General features: G+C 58.8%; 17 protein-coding genes and 1 pseudogene. 10 read left to right on the top strand and 8 right to left on the bottom strand.

Annotation, left to right across the window (positions count from 1 at the left end):
- Positions 1–82 precede the first annotated feature (82 nt).
- Positions 83–1225, bottom strand: a complete 1143-nt coding sequence (locus B30_RS05360; protein WP_009571004.1) for a type III PLP-dependent enzyme — start codon at positions 1223–1225, stop codon at positions 83–85.
- Positions 1226–1526: 301 nt separating this feature from the next.
- On the opposite strand from B30_RS05360, the gene B30_RS05370 reads away from it, so the two are divergent.
- Positions 1527–1958, top strand: a complete 432-nt coding sequence (locus B30_RS05370; RefSeq protein ID WP_009571005.1) for an Lrp/AsnC family transcriptional regulator — start codon at positions 1527–1529, stop codon at positions 1956–1958.
- Positions 1959–1974: 16 nt separating this feature from the next.
- Here the strand turns inward: B30_RS05370 and B30_RS05375 are convergent, their stop codons facing one another.
- The gene (locus tag B30_RS05375) at positions 1975–3120 is read right to left on the bottom strand and encodes a serine hydrolase domain-containing protein (protein ID WP_009571006.1); all 1146 of its coding nucleotides are present in this window, start codon (positions 3118–3120) and stop codon (positions 1975–1977) included.
- A gap of 180 nt (positions 3121–3300) precedes the next feature.
- On the opposite strand from B30_RS05375, the gene B30_RS05380 reads away from it, so the two are divergent.
- A complete protein-coding gene (locus tag B30_RS05380; RefSeq protein ID WP_040401882.1) occupies positions 3301–6426 on the top strand; it encodes a valine--tRNA ligase in 3126 nt (1041 codons plus the stop codon).
- 73 nt (positions 6427–6499) lie between these two features.
- On the opposite strand, the gene B30_RS05385 is transcribed toward B30_RS05380, so the two are convergent.
- Positions 6500–7297: a crotonase/enoyl-CoA hydratase family protein gene (locus B30_RS05385; RefSeq protein WP_009571008.1), complete on the bottom strand. Its 798-nt coding sequence runs from the start codon at positions 7295–7297 to the stop codon at positions 6500–6502.
- A gap of 113 nt (positions 7298–7410) precedes the next feature.
- Between B30_RS05385 and B30_RS05390 the strand changes: the two genes are divergently transcribed.
- Entirely contained in the window at positions 7411–8526 is a 1116-nt protein-coding gene (locus tag B30_RS05390; RefSeq protein WP_040401960.1) for a pyridoxal phosphate-dependent aminotransferase, read from the top strand.
- Between the two features lie 5 nt (positions 8527–8531).
- Here B30_RS05390 and B30_RS05395 read toward each other — a convergent pair whose 3' ends face one another.
- Entirely contained in the window at positions 8532–9725 is a 1194-nt protein-coding gene (locus B30_RS05395; protein WP_009571010.1) for a pyridoxal-phosphate-dependent aminotransferase family protein, read from the bottom strand.
- Between the two features lie 191 nt (positions 9726–9916).
- Here B30_RS05395 and B30_RS05400 point away from each other — a divergent pair, with 191 nt between their 5' ends.
- Both B30_RS05400 and B30_RS05405 read left to right on the top strand, forming a co-directional pair.
- Complete coding sequence (locus B30_RS05400; protein ID WP_009571011.1) at positions 9917–10606, top strand: tyrosine-protein phosphatase; 690 nt, start codon at positions 9917–9919, stop codon at positions 10604–10606.
- 12 nt (positions 10607–10618) lie between these two features.
- A complete protein-coding gene (locus B30_RS05405) occupies positions 10619–12532 on the top strand; it encodes an ABC transporter ATP-binding protein (protein ID WP_009571012.1) in 1914 nt (637 codons plus the stop codon).
- Here B30_RS05405 and B30_RS21935 read toward each other — a convergent pair.
- A pseudogene (locus B30_RS21935) lies at positions 12459–13241 on the bottom strand (glycosyltransferase); the annotation flags it as partial. The gene B30_RS05405 and the pseudogene B30_RS21935 overlap by 74 nt on opposite strands.
- Between B30_RS21935 and ygfZ the strand changes: the two are divergent.
- Together ygfZ and B30_RS05415 are read left to right on the top strand one after the other, a co-directional pair.
- On the top strand, positions 13140–13877 hold the full coding sequence (gene ygfZ / locus B30_RS05410; protein ID WP_009571014.1) for a CAF17-like 4Fe-4S cluster assembly/insertion protein YgfZ: 738 nt from the start codon (positions 13140–13142) through the stop codon (positions 13875–13877). The pseudogene B30_RS21935 and the gene ygfZ overlap by 102 nt on opposite strands.
- A gap of 112 nt (positions 13878–13989) precedes the next feature.
- Positions 13990–14823, top strand: coding sequence for a 3-keto-5-aminohexanoate cleavage protein (locus B30_RS05415; RefSeq protein ID WP_040401962.1), 834 nt, complete (start codon positions 13990–13992; stop codon positions 14821–14823).
- Between the two features lie 36 nt (positions 14824–14859).
- On the opposite strand, the gene B30_RS05420 is transcribed toward B30_RS05415, so the two are convergent.
- Both B30_RS05420 and efp read right to left on the bottom strand, forming a co-directional pair.
- A complete protein-coding gene (locus B30_RS05420) occupies positions 14860–15171 on the bottom strand; it encodes a hypothetical protein (RefSeq protein WP_009571016.1) in 312 nt (103 codons plus the stop codon).
- 130 nt (positions 15172–15301) lie between these two features.
- A complete protein-coding gene (efp, locus tag B30_RS05425; protein WP_009571017.1) occupies positions 15302–15865 on the bottom strand; it encodes an elongation factor P in 564 nt (187 codons plus the stop codon).
- A gap of 245 nt (positions 15866–16110) precedes the next feature.
- Between efp and B30_RS05430 the strand changes: the two genes are divergently transcribed.
- The 3 genes from B30_RS05430 (at position 16111) to B30_RS05440 (ending at position 18586) form a co-directional block, all read left to right on the top strand.
- Positions 16111–16425, top strand: a complete 315-nt coding sequence (locus B30_RS05430) for a DUF6280 family protein (RefSeq protein ID WP_009571018.1) — start codon at positions 16111–16113, stop codon at positions 16423–16425.
- A gap of 123 nt (positions 16426–16548) precedes the next feature.
- Complete coding sequence (locus B30_RS05435; protein WP_009571019.1) at positions 16549–17046, top strand: cupin domain-containing protein; 498 nt, start codon at positions 16549–16551, stop codon at positions 17044–17046.
- A gap of 76 nt (positions 17047–17122) precedes the next feature.
- Positions 17123–18586, top strand: a complete 1464-nt coding sequence (locus B30_RS05440; RefSeq protein WP_009571020.1) for a cobyric acid synthase — start codon at positions 17123–17125, stop codon at positions 18584–18586.
- Here B30_RS05440 and B30_RS05445 read toward each other — a convergent pair whose 3' ends face one another.
- Positions 18587–19627, bottom strand: coding sequence for a hypothetical protein (locus B30_RS05445; protein ID WP_009571021.1), 1041 nt, complete (start codon positions 19625–19627; stop codon positions 18587–18589). It abuts the gene before it with no gap.
- Between the last annotated feature and the right edge of the window lie 21 nt (positions 19628–19648).

The following is a 19648-nucleotide window of genomic DNA, read 5'->3' on the forward strand; positions in this document are numbered from 1 at the left end:
GTCCTCACAAAATTACCCCGCCCCTTATAGATAGCGGCGGGGCGGGGTGTGTAAAGAACCGTTTGAGACGTGGGCCGCCGGTTCAGCGGTGGGTTTGGACGGTTTCCAAAGTGATCTGACCAAAGCCATTGAATTTGGTCGCTGTCGCCACCGAATAGGCCCCCATGCCGTAAAACATCACATGGTCCTCTTCTTCCATATCTGCCGGAAAGGCCAAGTCAGACGGCAGTTTGTCGAGGCTGTCGCAGGTCGGACCAAACACCGTGCGCATGACCGATGTACCTGTCCGCGGAGTGGCAAAGGGGCCAAACACGCCGATGCGGTCGATCACGCCGACCAAGTGCAACTCGGACAGTGCGCCATACACGCCATCGTTGAGAAACACATGCGCGTCATCGCGGATCGCTTTCACCCGTGTCGCCAAACTGTAGCTTTCGGCCACAAGCCCCCGACCCGGTTCGCACACAAGTTTGGGGGCGTCGGGGCCAAAGGCCTCTTTGGTCACGCGCGCGATGAGATCAAAAGTGGCTTCCAACTGTGGCATCACCTCGTTCAAGCGATGCGACGGGAAACCGCCGCCAACGTTCAAACGGGCAATTTTCACCCCTGCGGCCTTGGCAATATCAGCCGCCGCGCGGATGTAGCTGTCCCAGGCGCGCGGGTCGGTGCATTGTGTGCCCGGGTGGAAGGTCAGCGAGGGGGTAAAGCCAAGCTGTTCCGTCAAGGTGAGCAAATCGACCGCCTTCTCAACACTAGCACCGAATTTCGCGCCAAAATTATAGGCCGCCCCTTCGACCGGCAAGGTGAAGCGCACCGAAATTTCAACGCCGTTGGCGGGCACAAGCTCGCCGAGTTTGACCAGTTCGGAATGGCTGTCGACGGAATAGGAGGCCACGCCCATCGCCACCGCATGGCGGATTTCAGAGCGCGATCGCACCGGGTTGTTGTAATGCAAATGCGCCCCAGGCGCGATACGCGCGATGGTGTCCATTTCGACGGGCGAGGCCACATCAAAGCCTTTGACGCCTGCGGCGACCAAATTGGCCAACACGGTTTCATCCGGGTTGGATTTGACCGCATAGGTCACAAGCCCTGGAAATCCTTTGATAAACCGGCGCGCGGTCGCCTGCAGGATGGCGGGGGAGAAAAACAACACCGGATGGTCCGGGCTGTGATGACGCAGATATTCGGTGGGCGTGGCCCAGATGGTTTTTGAGAGCCCCATTGGTCTGTCCTTTACCAATAGAGCGCAGCCACTCTCTTGCCCGGGATGTCCGGTTGGGATCGCACTTACGCGGTTTCCAAACCAGGCCAGGTACAGGATTTGGGGACGCTTGGCCTCCCGTTTCTGCCCTTGTTCCTGAAACTCAGTGGCCGTTATATGCATGTTGATTTGTTCGATAGAAAGAATAAAAACGTGCATAACTCCGGTCAATTTAACGATATGATCGGTTAAATTGACACTACGCATTGCGTGAAATGCCAGCACGGCGCAAAGGGCGCGCGCCATCGCAAAGGAGGTCGGCTTGGACGATCTGGATCAAAAGATATTGATGGCGCTGGCCGCCGATTCCTCAACCTCGGTGTCGCGGCTGGCCCGGCGGTTCAAAGTCGCCCGGTCCACCGTGCAAGCCCGGCTGGAACGTATGGAAACCAACGGCACGATCGCGGGCTACACGATCAAACTGGGGGATGTCGCGCTCTCACGGCGGATCAAAGCCACTGTGTTGATTCAGGTCGCGCCGCGCACATCTGCAGGCATCGTGATCAAACTCAAGGCCATTCCAGAGGTGGAAATGGTCGCAACCTCCACCGGGCGTATTGATTTGATTGCCCAAATCGCCTGCGACAGCACCGAAGACATTGACGCAACTCTGGATCAGATCAACGCGATCACCGGAGTGCAAGACATTGAGAGCCTGATCCATCTCTCGACCAAATTCGACCGATCCATCTGAGTTCGGGCGCATCGCATTATCGGGCTGGAGGGGACCCCACAAGAGCCGCACCACGCCGATGCGCACCATCTTCGCGCCCGCCGTAAGCGACATCTTCGATCATCTTGATTGATGCAATTACAGATCGCGCGGGGTCCAAAAGTTGATTGACCGTGCCCGCAATATAGACCCCTGCCTCCGGCGCATAAAGGCAGATGGTGCCGCCCAACCCCATATGGCCCAAACTGCGCGGTGCCGATTTGAAAAACCGCGATGGCGGTGCATTCAACCGATGCGGCAGTGACATCCACCACGGCACTTTGATTTGCATCAGGCCGACCCCGTACTCCGTGGGAAAATACATCGGTCGCCAATGATAGAGTCGCGGTAAAATACGTTTGTCGAATAAATAGCCTTCGAAAAAACCACGGATAAAAATCAACGCCTCACGCGAGGTGGTGACAATACCACCATCCGCCTGAAACGAGGCCATGGTGCGCGGCACCCGCACTTCGCGGTCCTTCGACATAAAATTGATCGGACGCGTATCAGACGGATCGCAATACAGATAGGTGGAGGTCAGGCCCAAACGGTCAATCACCCGACGCCGCAGCACCTCGCCAAAATTTTCGCCCTCAATGGCCTCAATAACCCGCCCAAGCATGTGAAAATTCGTGTCGGTATACAGCGCCTTGCGGCTTTGTCCGGGCACGGCAACAGCGCCGTGCGACCGGCTCCGCTGCACCACCTCATCGAAACTCCATGCCGTGTCCACCCCGGCACCAATGGCATGTTTGAGCGTACGCGCCTGATATTTATAGAGGAAGAAATCGCCGAACCCCGAGGTGTGCGACATCAAATGACGGATGGTCACCCGATCCGTATAATCCACCCCTTCTCTGACCAACAATTCCTCATATTGCTTATCGTGGCCCAGATAGGTCAAAAACGGATCGTCCAACCCGATTTTGCCCTCTTCGATCAACTGGAGGAGAATGGACGTGGTGTAAAGTTTGGTCGTCCCGGTCGCGAAATAGGGCGTGCGACTGTCCAGCGCGCCTGAGCCCACATGGTACTCCCGCCCGGTGCTCCGATCATAGAGAGACATCGCGACACCGTTGTGCCACGACGTCCGCGTTAACCGATCTGCAATGATTTGAAGACGCTTCGGGGCTCGCCCCATGGTTCTTCTCCTTTCGGGTTCCGCCCTACTGAATGCACAAGAAGCCTTAACAGCAGGTCAATACGCCCGCTTTCGAGTGAAAATGAACGGGGTTTCTCCCTTTTCCTCGCGCCCCCCGCGCGGTAAACAACGGCAAAGCGAAGTCGGGGACTGCGCGAAAAGGAACTGGGCGAAGAAAACATGGCAATGGAAAAGACATTTGACGCGCGTGACGCAGAAGCGCGGATTTACGAGGCCTGGGACAAGGCCGGAGCATTCAAAGCCGGGGCCAATAAGTCCCGCGACGAGACCTTCACCATTATGATCCCGCCGCCCAACGTGACGGGCGCGTTGCATGTGGGCCATGCCTTTAACAACACCATCCAAGACATCTTGATCCGTTGGCACCGGATGCGGGGCTTTGACACGCTCTGGCAACCCGGCCAAGACCACGCGGGCATTGCGACCCAGTTGATGGTGGAAAAAGAACTGGCGAAATCCGGTAAAAAACGCACGGATTTCACCCGCCCCGAGTTTTTGGAAAAGGTCTGGGAGTGGAAGGGCCAATATGGCGCGACCATCATCAACCAACTCAAACGTCTGGGCTCGACCTGTGACTGGTCGCGCAACGCCTTTACCATGTCCGGCGCGCCCGGCGCCCCCGCAGGCGAAGAGGGCAATTTCCATGACGCCGTGATCAAAGTCTTTGTCGACATGTACGACAAAGGCCTGATTTATCGTGGCAAACGCCTGGTCAACTGGGACCCACATTTTGAAACCGCGATTTCCGACCTCGAAGTCGAGAACGTTGAAACGCCGGGCCATATGTGGCATTTCAAATACCCGCTGGCAGGCGGCGAGACCTACACCTATGTCGAAAAAGACGAGGACGGCACCGTCACTTTCACCGAGGAACGCGATTACATTTCCATCGCCACCACCCGGCCCGAAACCATGCTGGGCGATGGCGCGGTTGCCGTTCACCCGGATGACGCGCGCTATGCGCCGATTGTGGGCAAGCTTTGCGAAATTCCGGTCGGACCGAAAGAACACCGCCGCCTGATTCCGATCATCACCGACGACTACCCGGATATGAACTTCGGCTCGGGCGCTGTGAAAATCACCGGCGCGCATGATTTCAACGACTACCAAGTCGCCAAACGCGGCGGCTTGCCGATGTACCGGTTGATGGACACCCGTGGCGCAATGCGCGACGATGGCCTGTCTTACACGGACAGCGCGCTTTTGGCGGCGGAGATTTTGGCCGGCAAAACGTTCACCGAGGCCGAAGTGGATGCCGTCAACCTTGTGCCCGATCACCTGCGCGGATTGGACCGGTTCGAGGCGCGCAAAGCCGTGGTCGCCGAGATCAACGCCGAAGGCCTCGCCGTGATGACCCGTGTCACGCGCAAAGTCAAAGACGACGAAGGTGTGGAGTCCGAGATCACTGAGACTGTGCCCTACGTCGAAGACAAACCGATCATGCAGCCCTTTGGCGACCGCTCCAAAGTCGTCATCGAGCCGATGCTGACCGATCAATGGTATGTCGACGCCGAAAAAATCGTTGGCCCAGCCTTGGATGCGGTGCGCGATGGGCGCACCAAAATCATGCCCGAGTCCGGTGAGAAAGTGTATTTCCACTGGCTTGAAAACATCGAACCCTGGTGCATTTCGCGTCAGCTCTGGTGGGGGCATCAGATCCCGGTGTGGTACGGTTTGGACCTCTCCGCGCCGAATTTCAAAGACGATGAGGGCGATGGTGCCTTGGACGAGGTGGAATTGTTCCGCCTGTTGACCGAAGGCGGCATGTTGCATCTTGGTGATGTGCATCACTGCGCCGCCGAATTTGACGGCGTGATCGCCGCGTTTGAGGGCGAATTGGCCGATGTGCCGACCCCCATCAACCATGCGCGGATCGTCGAAGTCGACAGCCGCCAAGCCGCGATCGAAGCCTTCGCCGAAAGCCTCGCCGCCTATAATGTCAGTCAAGATCCGACCAAACTGGTCTACCCGGTCTGGCGCGACCCCGATGTGCTCGACACTTGGTTCTCATCGGGCCTTTGGCCAATTGGGACGCTGGGCTGGCCCGAGTGGGATGAGAGCACGTCGAAATATTTCCCGACCGATGTTTTGGTCACTGGCCAAGACATCCTGTTCTTCTGGGTCGCCCGGATGATGATGATGCAACTCGCCGTGGTCGACGAAGTGCCGTTCCACACCATCTACCTGCACCAACTCGTCCGTGACGAGAAGGGCAAGAAGATGTCAAAAACCACTGGCAACGTCATCGACCCGCTTGAGATCATTGATGAATACGGTGCCGATGCGCTGCGGTTCACCAATGCCTCAATGGCCTCCATCGGCGGCGTGTTGAAACTCTCGGTGGATCGGATCAAAGGCTACCGCAACTTCGGCACCAAGATCTGGAACGCCGCGCGCTTTGCAGAGATGAACGAGGTGTTCGAAAACTACGACCCTGCCGTGATCCCGACACCCTCTGCGACCGTGAACAAATGGATCATCGGCGAGACCGCGAAAGTCCTCAAAGAGGTCGATACTGCCTTTGCGGAATACCGGTTCAACGATGGGGCCAACGCGCTCTATGCCTTTGTCTGGGGCAAATTCTGTGACTGGTATGTCGAATTGGCGAAACCGCTGTTCTACGATGGCGACGCCGCCACCTTGGCCGAAACCCGCCAAACCATGGGTTGGGTCTTGGATCAGGCCCTGACCATGCTGCACCCGATCATGCCGTTCATCACCGAAGAGCTGTGGGGCACAGTCAAACCGGGGCGCAGATTGTTGGCGATCTCCGATTGGCCGGAACTGTCGCTTGATCTGGTCGATGCCGAGGCCGACCGCGAGTTGAACTGGGTGATTGATCTGATCGAAACGATCCGCTCCTCGCGCGCCGAAGTGCATGTGCCTGCGGGGCTTAAAATCCCGATGATTCAGGTCGAGTTGGACGAGGCGGGCAAAACCGCTTGGGCCAACAACGAGGCGTTGATCATGAAACTCGCGCGTCTTGACAGCCTGACCCCCGGCCCGATGCCGAAGGGCGCGATCACCATCACGGTTGGCGGCGGCACATTCGCCCTGCCGCTCGAAGGGGTGATCGACATTGCCGAGGAAAAAGCCCGGCTTGAAAAGGTCTTGGGCAAGCTGTCCAAAGAGCTTGGCGGTCTGCGCGGACGGTTGAAAAACCCGAACTTCGTCGCCTCCGCCCCCGAAGAGGTCGTGGCCGAGGCACAAGAGAATCTGGCCGCGCGCGAAGAGGAAGAGGGCAAGATCAAAGCCGCTCTCGCCCGCCTCGCTGAAATCGGTTAAACCTTTGACACCATTAAAAAAGGCCCGTCATCTGGCGGGCCTTTGTTTTGAGTATTTGGGCTGCAATGAAGGCTTATTCGTATTTGGCCGCGCGCTTTTGCATCTGCGCCATGACGCTTTCCATTTGATCCTTGGTGCCAATCAAGGCGCGCTGTTCGCGGCTTTCTTCCATCAAGATATGCGCGCGCGGATTTGGGCTTTCGGCCACATCAATCAACCGCTTGGCGGCCTGAATGGCTGAGGGGCTTTTGCCCGCGATCATCGTGGCAATCTCAAGCGCGCGGGCGTGGGCGTCTTCGGCAATGTGGGTGACAAGGCCGTAGGCCAAGGCGCGGTCCGCCAGGACGACCTCATGGGTATAGGTCAAAAGCCGCAACACATCCGAGCGCAGCACCCGCGGGAACAGAACCATCCCACCCATATCGGGCACCAACCCCCATTTCATCTCCATGACCGACAGCTGCGCGTCAAAGGCGGCAATGCGAATATCGGCGGCGATCGCCAATTGCAGACCCGCACCAAAACAGGGGCCATGGAGGGCGGCAATCACCGGGATCGGTAGGTCATAAAGCGCCAGAGAAAAGGCCTGAAACGCGTTGCCATCGCCATGGGTGCGCCGCATCACCAGATCGTCCAAATCCTCTGACATGAAGCGTTGGAAATTTGAGGTATCAAGCCCGGCACAAAATGCCTTGCCCGCCCCCGAGAGCAGTACCACACGCGCATCCGAACCCGCGATTTCGGTCACCGCGGACAAAAGATCGGTGACCAAAGCCTCTGACACTGCGTTCAATTTATCCGGGCGGTTGAGCGTCAGATGGGCAATGTGATCTTTGATCTCAAGCGTGACAGTCTTGGGGGTTGCGGGCATGGTGGCTCCTCCTGTTGCCACTACGCTATCAAGGAGATGGCATAAGGTCAGGTCTGACGTTGCGACGCTTGCGCAAGGCATCAAGTTGAGGCAGGAAAAGCGCCATGACAGATATGACAGACCCACGCCAAACAGCGCTCGCCCAAACCCTGCCCGCCACCGTGCCCTTCGTGGCCCCGGAACGGATGGAGGAGCTGCGCGGCGCGCCGTTTGATGCCCGATTGGGCGCGAATGAATTGTCCTTTGGCCCCTCCCCGAAAGCGCTGGAGGCCATGGCGCAAAGCCTAAGCGGCGTGTGGACATACGGTGAGCCGGAGAACCGCGATCTGCGTCTGGCGATAGCCGCGCGTCACGGCATCACGCCAGAAAGCGTCACCGTGGGCGAAGGCATCGACGGGCTTTTGGGCAATCTCGTGCGGCTTTATGTCGGACCCGGCGAAACAGTTGTGACCTCGGCGGGCTCCTATCCGACCTTCAATTACCATGTCGCGGGGTTTGGCGGCGCGTTGCATACGGTGCCCTATAAAAATGATCACGAAGACCCGGAGGCGTTGATTTCCAAGGCGCGCGAAGTGGGGGCCAAGCTCGTGTACTTGTCCAATCCAAACAATCCGATGGGATCGGTGCATTCGGCGCAAACTGTGCAAGACATGATAGAGGCGGTGCCCGAAGGATGTTTGATGATCCTGGACGAAGCCTATAGCGAATTTGCCCCCGAAAGCACCCGACCCGCGATTGATGTCACTGACCGCCGCGTTATTCGGTTTCGTACCTTTTCAAAGGCCTATGGCATGGCGGGCGCGCGGATTGGCTATGGCATTGCGCATCCGGTTGTGGCCACTGCTTTTGACAAAATTCGCAACCATTTTGGCGTCAATCGCATAGCGCAGGCCGGGGCTTTGGCGGCGTTTGAGGATCGGGATTACCTGTCTGAAACCCTTGGAAAGGTCGCGCTGGGTCGCGCTAAAATTATACAAATCGCGCAAGACAACGGTTTAACGTCCCTGCCCTCCGCCACCAATTTTGTCGCCGTCGATTGTGGCCAAGACGGGACCTTTGCCCGCGCGATTTTGACCGCTTTGGCGGCGCGTGGCGTGTTTGTGCGGATGCCGGGGATCGCGCCGCTGGACCGCTGCATCCGTATTTCGGTGGGCCGTCCAGAGGAGCTTGAGGTGTTGGCCGCGCGCCTGCCGCTGGCTTTGGCGGACGCACGCGCGGCTGTGGCCTAAGCGGGTTATACCCGCGAGGCCAAGAGCTTGGCCGCCGCCACCGACCCGCCGCTTTGGTGCGGAATATCGAGCGCGACAAAGGCGGTTTCGATCGCACCGATGATGCCAAGCACCATATGGGCGTTGATGTGGCCCATGTGGCCGATGCGGAAATAGCCATCGGATTCGGCCGAGCCAATGTCGCCAAAACCCAAGGAAATCCCCAGCGTGATACCGAGATGTTCGGTCAGCCAAGTCCGCAACTGCGTGGCCGCGGGGGCTGCGAGGCCCAAGGTCGTGACCGCATGAGAGCGCGCCGCAGGGTCCGCGATGTTGAAATGCAACGGTGCCCCCCACTGATCCACAGCGGCCCAATAGGCCCGCGCCAAGATTTCATGCCGGGCATAGACGTTGTCCAAGCCCTCTTCCAAAATCATATCAACGGCTTGGCGCAGACCATAGAGATGATGGGTTGGCGGCGTGCCGTCGAAATATTCATAAAGATGCACCGGATTGGCGCGCGTTTCCCACGCCCAATAAGGCGTGCGCAGATCGACATTGCGCCCCGCCTCAAGTGCCTTATCTGAGAACCAGACAAAGCCCAGACCCGGAGGCGTCATCAGGCCCTTTTGCGAGGCGGCGATCATCACATCGACGCCCCAAGCGTCCATCTCAAACCGCTCACAGCCCAACGAGGCAATCGCATCAACGGCGTAAATCGCGGGGTGGCCGGCGGCATCAATGGCTTGGCGCGCCAGAGCAATATCATTGCGCACCGAGGTGGCGGTGTCGACATGGGTGACCAAAACCGCTTTGATCTCATGTGCCGTGTCGGCCCGCAGGGCGGCTTCCAAACGGGCGGGATCAATCGGGGCTTGTTTGCCAAACTCGATCACCTCAACCTTGGCCCCCAAACGGGCCGCAACATCCGCCCAGCCATGACCAAAATTGCCCGTCGCACAGACCAAAACTTTGTCGCCGCGCGAGATCATATTGGTGAGCGAGGCTTCCCAAAGCCCATGGCCGTTGGAAATATAAAACGCCATGTTATGCGCGGTGCCCGCGATCTTGTTGAGATCGGGCACGAGACTACGGGTCAAATCGACCAATTCGCCGGTGTAAATATTCGGCGCCGGGCGATGCATGGCCTGAAGCACCGGATCGGGGATCACGGAAGGACCGGGAATGGCTAAGTAATGGCGACCGTTGGCAAGTGTCATGGGCTGTCCTCAAACTCATATCAGGCCCAAGCGGTATCTCTCCAAAGCGGCCCCGTCAATTGTCGCTCCTGTCACAGAGGGGTGCGCAGGTTTGGAGGAACCCCTCCGGCACAGAGGCACGCGCGCGCCTTGCTTGCCCCGGCGGGCAAAGGGCGATAAAGAGGCGCGATGATTTTGCAATCGGAGCCCTGATGTTCAAGACGCTAAAAAGAGGGTTCAAAAGGTTTGAGCGCGGTGAGGTCGGCCAGTTTGGCAATGACGTGTCCACACCACGCACCCGCAGGCTTGCGATGTGGCATTTCCACCTGTTTGACCATGCGTTTTTGCGCGGAATTTGGACCAACCTGTATGAGATCGCGCCCTGCGTGTGGCGGTCCAATCAGCCTTCGCCTGCGCGGATCAAACGCTATGCTCGAATGGGGATCAAAACCATCCTGAGCCTGCGTGGCGACAAAGACCTGTCGTTCATGTTGTTGGAAAAACAAGCCTGTGCCGAACATGGGATCACATTGATCACCACCAACAAAGCCGCCGCACGCGGAGCCCTCTCAGGCAAAGACTACGTTGAGCTGATCGACCTTTTGGCCTCGATCCCGAAACCGTTTTTGATCCATTGCAAATCCGGCGCAGACCGGGCGGGGCTGGCCTCGGCGCTCTATCTGTTGCACTGTGAAGGGGCCTCAATCAAAGAGGCCAAAAAGATGTTGAGCCTGCGGTTCATGCATCTCAAAAGTACGAAAACCGGCATTTTGGATCATATCCTTGATCTCTATGAGGCCGATCTCAAAGCCGATGGCCCGATCCCGATCCGGGACTGGTTTGAGACCCGCTATGACATTGAAAAGGCTCGCACCTTCAAAACCATGCGGTCCTTCCCCTAAGAAAGCGCCCCGATGAGCACGCCCGCCCCCATCATCCCGGACACCGGTTCACGCATCTTGATCGCGTGGCTTTGGCGCGATTATTTGCGCCGCTATGTAGTGTTGGTGGCGGTGGCTTTGGTGTTTATGGCCCTCGAAGGCGCGATGTTGGGGGCGCTGTCCTATCTGATCAAACCGATGTTCGACCGGGTCTTGGTAGCGCAAAACGGCGATGCCATTATTTGGGTGGCGCTTGCCGTTTTTGGCGTCTTCACTGCCCGTGCGATCGCGTCCTTCAGTCACCGCGTCATCATGGCCGTGGTCGGCCAAAAAGTGTCCGCGACCCTTCAGGCCCGGCTTGTCGCTCATATGCTGACCCTCGATGGTCGTTTTTTCCAGGACCACCCCCCCGGCACCCTGATCGAACGCACCCGTGGCGACAGCGCCGCCGTCTCAGGCGTCTGGGGTACGGTGCTTGCGGCCTTTGGCCGGGATTTCATTTCGCTCTTGTCACTGCTGACCGTGGCGATTTTGGTCGATTGGCGCTGGACGTTGATTGCTGTGGCGGGGGCTCCCCTGTTGGCCGTTCCGGTGACGGTTTTGCAAAACCTCGTGCGCCGGACCACGCGTAGCGCGCGTCAGGCCTCGGCCCGCGTGTCGACCCGGTTGGACGAGATTTTCCACGGCGCAACCACGATCAAACTCTCGGGCACGGAAGCCCGCGAGGCAGATCGCTTTCATGGCGAAATCAATCACTTCGTCGCCTCGCAAATCAAATCCGAAGCGGGACAAGCGGGCATTCCGGCGCTGATGGACATCGTTGCGGGCTTGGGCTTTTTCGGCGTGTTGCTTTACGGCGGCCACCAGATCATCGACGGCACCAAAACCGTCGGCGAATTCATGTCGTTTTTCACCGCCATGGCCTTGGTGTTTGAACCGTTGCGGCGTTTGGGCAATGTCTCCGGCGTCTGGCAGGCGGCGCGGGCGTCGTTGGAGCGCATTCATGCGATCTTTGCCGAGCGGCCCGAAATCACCTCGCCAGCAACGCCCAAAGCCCTGCCCATCGCCGCCAAAGACGCCGACATCCGGTTTGAAAACGTGCATTTCGCCTATGCTGACGCCCCCGTGTTAAACGGCACGACCTTCACCGCAGAGGCCGGTAAAACCACCGCTTTGGTCGGCGCCTCCGGGGCCGGAAAATCCACCGTGTTCAACCTGATGACACGGCTCGCGGACCCACAGGCCGGCACCATTTCCATCGGCGGGGTCGCCACGATGGATCTGTCCCTGCCCGATTTGCGCGGTCTCTATTCCGTGGTGTCGCAAGACGCACTGTTGTTTGACGAAAGTCTGCGCGACAATGTCTTGATGGGGGCGAAAGCGGATGAGGTCAAACTCACTGCCGCTCTCAAAGCCGCCCATGTCGATGATTTCATCCCCAAACTCGACCATGGCCTCGATACCCAGGTCGGCCCGCGCGGATCGGGGCTTTCGGGTGGACAACGGCAACGGGTGGCGATTGCCCGCGCCGTGCTGCGCGACCGTCCGGTGTTGTTGCTCGATGAGGCGACCTCTGCCCTTGATGCGCAATCGGAAAAGGTGGTTCAAACCGCGCTTGAGACCCTCTCCAAGGACCGCACCACTTTGGTCATTGCCCACCGCCTCTCGACCATTCGCAACGCGCATAAGATTGTGGTGATGGACAAGGGGCAGGTCGTGGACGAGGGCACCCATGATGAACTCTTGGCGCGCGGCGGGCTTTATGCCGACCTCTATCGCCTGCAATATGCCGATGGCCGCACCGTCAGCGACGGTAAGACTGGGCGAGCTTTGAAGGGGCCGCGCCCAGCCGGTAGCGCAGAAGACGGACAAGGTTCCGGCCTCCTTGCCGCAACCAGCCGTGTGTTTGGTAATGTGCTGGGTCTGTTTGGACGCGCAAAGGACTAAGCACGATCCTACCCTTGAGCTTGCGCGCCATGGCCACGTCTTCCATCAGTGGAATGTCGTCAAAGCCACCGATCTCATCATACATGTCGCGCGAGATCAAAAGCGCCTGATCGCCATAGGGCAGATCAAACCATTTGCTCCGCAGATTGGCCCAGCCTGCGGTCCATTTGGCGCGCATCCCCGTGGTGCCGCGAAACGCCAGAGAATACACCATCGCCTTGTCATAGCCATGCGCCAGATGGATCACCGTCGCCTCGGCCCAGCCTTCGGGCAACCATGTGTCGGCATGCAGGAACAACAACCAATCGCCCTGAGCCACCTCCGCCCCGCGTTTGAGTTGCCCCCCCCTTGAGGGTGCGCCGACGATCAACTCGGCACCGACAAAATCGGCCATTTTCTCAACCCCATCGGTCGAGCCGCCATCGGTCAGGATCAACTCCCGCACCAATCCCGCATCCAAGCCCTCCATCAAAGACAGCATGGTATCGCGCAGCTTCGGCGTGGCGTTCAGGGTCGGGATGATGACAGAGATCGGCGCGCGCATGTGTTTCCCGCTTTTCGTGGCTCTTTTCCTTCCTATATGAAGAGTGGAAAAAGGGGAATGAGCATGACAGACACATCCGCACGCAGCGTCATTGAGATCACAGGCGAGGACCGCATCCATTTCCTGCAAGGGTTGGTGTCCAACGATATGCGCCACTTGGAACATGGGCCCGTCTATGCCGCGCTTTTGTCGCCACAGGGCAAATTCATCGTCGATTTCTTTTTGGTGCCCGAAGGCGAGGCCGTGCTGTTGGATGTGGCGCAGTCCGAGGCGGAGGCGCTTTTGAAACGCCTGACCATGTATAAACTGCGCTCCAAGGTGACCTTGAGCCTGAGTGAGCGCACCGTGTCGCGAGGACTTGGCGAGGCACCCGACGGGGCCATCCAAGACCCCCGCACCCCCGACATGGGATGGCGCGCCTATGATGGACGGCCCTCGCAAGAGGTCGATTGGGATGCAATCCGGGTGGCTCATTGCGTGCCTGAAACCGGGATAGAGCTGACCCCGGACACCTTTATCTTAGAGGCCGGATTTGAGCGTCTGAACGGGGTCGATTTCAAAAAGGGCTGTTATGTCGGCCAAGAAGTCACCGCCCGGATGAAACACAAAACCGATCTGCGCAAAGGCCTTGTGCGTGTGACGATCACCGGCTCCGCCCCCGTCGGCACCGAGATCACCACTGTGGATGGAAAACCTGCGGGCGTTTTGTTCACCCAATCCGGTGGCCACGCCATCGCCTATCTGCGCTTTGATCGCGCAACGGGCCCACTGCGCGCCGGGGATGCGGAAATTTCCGCTTAAGCGACAGCAAAGTCTTAACTTTTCAAATCTACCCTGCTCAGGCATGATCATCATATATGATGTCAGGGAGGACAAACGTGCGGGCCAATTCTTTCAAACGGTGGGGCAGCCGATGACCACACCCTGTATCATTTGTGTTGCGATCACCGGCTCTTTGCCAACCAAAGCCGACAATCCAGCGGTGCCAATCACCGTGGCGGAGCAAATCGAGTCCACCCATGAGGCCTATGAGGCCGGGGCCAGCATCGCCCATTGCCATGTCCGCGATGACGAAGGCAAACCCACCTCCGATCCCGAACGGTTCGCGCGGCTCAAAGAGGGCATTCAAACCCATTGCCCCGGCATGATCGTGCAACTGTCGACCGGCGGTCGATCCGGGGCAGGCAAAACCCGTGGCGGCATGTTGTCCCTGCGCCCGCCGATGGCCTCCCTCTCCGTTGGCTCCAACAATTTCCCGACTCGCGTCTATGAAAATCCGCCCGACCTTGTCGATTGGCTGGCCGCAGAAATGATCACCTACGGTATCAAACCCGAAATTGAAGCTTTTGATCTTTCGCATATTTATCAGGCCAAACTGATGGCGGATCGAGGCCAGATCAAAGGCACGCCCTATGTGCAATTCGTCATGGGCGTCAAAAATGCCATGCCTGCCGACAAGCGCGTGTTTGATTTCTACGTCGAGACCGTGAAACACCTGTTTGGCGAAAACACACCATGGTGTGCTGCCGGTGTGGGGCGTCATCAGCTTGAACTCAACGAATGGTCTGCCGCAGCAGGCGGTCACCTGCGCACCGGGCTTGAGGACAACATCCGTATTGATCGCGACACCTTGGCCCCGTCCAATGCCGCCTTGGTCGAACTGGCTGTCCTTGCCGCCCAACGTCACAAACGCCCCGTCGCCACACCTGCGCAAGCGCGGGCCATCCTTGGATTGCGAAAGGGCTAATCGTTCGCGCTGTCAGCGCGTTAAACATCGCGGCGATCAGATGATGATCGTCGCGCATTCCAAGGCACATCCCGCCACGCACAACATATCGCCATTGCAGCCGCGCGAACATTCCTTAAGGCAGTTGGCCGCATGTTCGGGCGTGCGCAATTTCGGGTCCAAAATCGTTAAATCGGGAACGCCCTCCGCACTCATCGTGACGCGCGCGACCTCTTCGTCATCATCGGCAAACAGGATGGTGATCTCCGTTGGGCTGTCGATGCGCGCGCGCAGCCCCTGACCCGTATCCGGGTTGATGGCAGTCAAAGTATAGGCAAGACGGCTTTTCGCGAGACTGGCTTCTGTCATGGCATCCTCCTGTGACAACTGAGCAAAGTTTCCCCCCGTTGCCTCATGCCTGCAATGATCTGAGCCTGTGCAAAAACGCATAAAAAACGGCCCATAAAGGGCCGCCTTTTGTCCGTTTGCTCTAAACTGCTTAGGCGCGTTCAGAATATTCCATCGTCTCGGTGTTCACCACGATGTCCTCGTCCTGGCCCACAAACGGCGGCACCATCACGCGCACACCATTGTCCAGGATCGCAGGCTTAAACGAGTTCGCGGCAGTCTGTCCTTTGACCACCGGCTCGGTTTCCACAATCTTGCAGATCACCTTTTGCGGCAGCGTCGCGTTCAGCGCCTCAGAGTCATGGAATTCCACCACGATTGTCATGCCATCTTGCAAAAACGGACGGCGATCGCCCAGAATATCGGCGGGCATCTCAACCTGATCGTAGGTTTCCATATCCATGATGGTCAACATGCCATCGCTCTCATAGAGGAACTGCATGTCCTTTTGCTCCAACCGCACACGCTCGACCTTATCGGCGGAGCGGAACCGTTCGTTGAGCTTGCGCCCGTCACGCAGGTTCTTCATCTCGACCTGAGCAAAGGCGCCGCCCTTGCCGGGTTTGACGTGATCGACTTTTACAGCGGCCCACAGGCCCCCGTCATGTTCCAGCACGTTGCCGGGGCGGATTTCGTTACCGTTGATTTTGGGCATATGTCTAACCGTGGCCGTTGGTTGAAGAATGAGTTTCGCACCCTATATCCGTCCAAGGGCAGGCTGACAAGGCAGTCCTCTGGCGGCAACTGCGCGGGATTTGATCCGTTTGAGAAAATGTTAGCGCCTGAACTTATGCACAAAATGCATAGGCGCCATGCAAATGCGTCGTATCCGAATCGACACAAACCTGTCATAAGGGCCCGCACGCCAGAAAGACAAGAGCAATAAAACAAGGAAAAACCATGGCTGAGTTCGTTGATGGCACCGCATTCAACTATGAGCAAGGACAACGCGCCCGCAAACTTTTTGCGGCTGTTGTGTTGGCTGCACTCGATGATGCGATCGCCGATGATAAGAAATACGGCAACGGCCCGGAACAAATCGCCCGTTGGGCACGCTCCCGTGATGGGCGCGAAGTTTTGTCCTGTGCCGGGATCGACCCATGCGAACGCGTGGTCTCCGGCCTGATGGAATTTGTGTCGAAAGGCATTCGTACCTCTGTCGCGCTGTCACGCGAAGAAAGCGAACGTCGCAACGCACAGGCGGAAGCTGCCTAAGCTCTCCGATCCCGCTGCTATTTCTGAAGAAGACGCGCCATGCTGCTCGCTGGCGCGTCTTTTCTTTTGCCGCCATGCCGTCATACTGCGCGCACCCTTGGTTCAACCTGATGGAGCCCGCGCATGCCCCAAAAAAAGAAAATCGACGTCCCCTCACTCCCCGCCAAAATCGGCACGCTCTATCCCCCGCCTTACCACACAAACACCCGCGCCCGTGTCAAACGCGCGCTTGGGGACACGGCGGGACTGACGCAATTTGGCGTCAACATGACCACGCTCCCCCCCGGCACATGGTCCGCCCTGCCCCATTGGCACGAAAAAGAAGACGAGTTCGTCTATATCGTTTCGGGCCATCCGACGCTGGTCTATGGCGACACCGAAGAACAGCTCGCTCCCGGTGATTGCGCCGGCTTCAAGGCCGGTGAAGAGATCGGCCATTGCCTGCAAAACCGCACCGACAGCGATGTGATCGTGTTAGAGGTCGGGTCGCGCATCGCCGGCGAACGCGCCTATTATCCGGGGCTCGATCTGATGGCGGACACCGCGTCCGACGCCTTCTACCACCACCTCGACGGCACCCCCTACGCAGACATCAAACGCCGCGGCCCTGATGACGACTGAGATTCCGCGCATTTGGCTTTCGTCTTCAACGCAGTTCAAATACTCCTCTTAAAACCGAAAGAAGAGGGACAGCGGCGTGACCAAAGCGATCATGATCCAAGGCGCGGGTTCGAACGTGGGCAAATCCATGTTGGTCGCGGGCATCGCGCGCGCCATGAGCCGCAGAGGCCTCAAAGTCGCGCCGTTCAAGCCGCAAAACATGTCCAACAACGCCGCCGTCACCGAAGATGGCGGTGAAATTGGCCGGGCGCAGGCGCTTCAGGCCCGCGCTTGTGGCCTACGACCGCACTCCGACATGAACCCCGTTTTGCTCAAACCCGAAACCGACGTCGGCGCGCAGATCGTGGTACAGGGGCAACGGATCGACACCCTCAAAGCCCGCGATTACGGCTCAATGAAAGCCACTTTGATGCCCGCGGTTATGGAGAGTTTTCACCGCCTTGCCAAAGGCGTCGATCTTGTCGTGATCGAAGGCGCGGGCAGCCCGGCGGAGATCAACCTGCGCGCCGGAGACATTGCCAATATGGGCTTTGCCGAGACGGCGAATGTGCCCGTGGTGCTGATCGGCGATATTGATCGCGGTGGCGTCATTGCACAACTCGTCGGCACTTATACGGTCCTGCCCAAGGCCGACCGTGACCGGATCAAAGCCTTTGCCATCAACAAGTTTCGCGGCGACGTCAGCCTGTTTGCGGGCGGAACACGCGCCATTATCGAGGCCACAGGCTGGGCCGATCTGGGCACCCTGCCATGGTTTGATCAGGCCCATCGCCTGCCCGCAGAGGACGTGATGGACATCACCTCACGCGGCACTGGCGAGATCAAAATCGCCGTGCCAAAACTGTCGCGCATCGCCAATTTCGATGATCTCGACCCGCTGGCCGCTGAGCCGAATGTGACCGTTCAGATTGTCGAACCCGGCCACGCTCTGCCGGGAGACGCCGATCTCGTTTTGATCCCCGGATCAAAATCGACCATCGGCGATCTGGCATTTTTCCGCAGCCAAGGCTGGGACATCGACCTATTGGCCCATGTCCGTCGTGGCGGCCATGTGATGGGAATTTGCGGCGGGTATCAGATGCTTGGCCAATGGATCGACGACCCGGACGGGATCGAAGGTCACGCCGGGCGGCATCCCGGACTTGGGCTTTTACAGGTGGAGACGCTGATGTCCGCCGACAAACGGCTGGCCGAAGTCACCGCAACCGAGCGTGCCACCGGCGCGCGTGTCACCGCCTATGAAATTCACATCGGTCGCACGGAGGGGGCCGATTGCGCGCGGGCGTGGCTGTCTCTGGACGCCCCAGACGGCGCGCGGTCCGAGGGCGCGATGTCGGCGGATGGGAGGATCATGGGCTGTTATTTGCACGGGCTGTTTGCCAGCGACAGGTTTCGCAACGGCTATCTGGCGCGGTTTGGCCTGAGCGATGGAATGTCCGATTTTGACGGTGGGGTCGAAGCAACCCTTGAGGCGCTCGCAGATCACATCGAGGCCCATTTGGACCTCGATACGCTCTACGCCCTCAGTTCGGAGATCTGACTATTCGAATTCGCGCAGGGTCAGCGCGCGCTGCACTTCTCGGCGCACCAGACGGCGGACGTTGCGCGTGATGCGCTCGCCCATTGCGCCTTGCAATTCCTCGCGGATCACCTGCGCCACCAATTCGCGCAGAGCCTCCTCGTCCATCATGTCTTCGTCGGCATAGCCGGCCAAAGCCAACTCTTCCTCAAGTCTCGGATCGGGATCGGCCGCCACCTCTTCAGCCGCAGCCATGTCTTCGACCTCTGCCTCTTGCGCTGGTGGAAAATCATCAATCGCGGGGTCCGTGGACGCGGCGGGGGTTTCCTCGATCACTTCGGCGTCGTCAATGTGATCACGGCCTTGGTCAGACGGGCTCATCGCGGGGTCATCCTCCTGCGGGACACGGAAATGAAGCACACGGGCTCCGGGTTCGGCAAAGGCACGCGGCATAGACCGCGGAATTTCCGCCTCAAGATCCTCAGATCCATCCGGCTCCCACTCATAGGACTGCGCCCCCACGGCCGTTTCAAGTTCGGCAATCCGCTGTTCCAAACTCAGCCGCGACACATGGGCCGCAGCTTCAACATCTGGGGTGTCGTCGAACCCGGCGGCCCAATCGACCTCCTGCGGTGTGCCTTCGACGTCGGCGGCACCAACCTCTTGCGCCACCAAGCTCTCAAGTTCGTCGTTCGGCGCTTGCGCCTCGGTCAAATCTTCCTCGGGGGGCCTTTGTGCATCCTCAGGCAGCGAAACCACCTGATCCATCGAAAGAATCAACGGCTGGATGTCTGCCTTCGTCCCGGCCACGTCCTCGATCTCAGGGGCAACCTCATCGGCAGAAGCACCCACGTCCTGCGGCTCAGCAGGGTCTTGGGGCACGCGGAAATCAGGGGTCAGGATCAAAGCGGCCGGAGCCTGAGAGCGAACAGGCGGCTCATCCCGCGACGCAGGTTGAGCGCCACCAGAGGGACCACCATGATGACTATGGGTCTCAGCCACCAAACGCCGGATCGACGCAAGCACGTCCTCCGCATCCATATTCGTCATCGGATCAGACATCCCGACTCCCTCACTCACTAC

Source organism: Celeribacter baekdonensis B30, from assembly GCF_000299875.1.
GTDB classification, from domain to species: domain Bacteria; phylum Pseudomonadota; class Alphaproteobacteria; order Rhodobacterales; family Rhodobacteraceae; genus Celeribacter; species Celeribacter baekdonensis_A.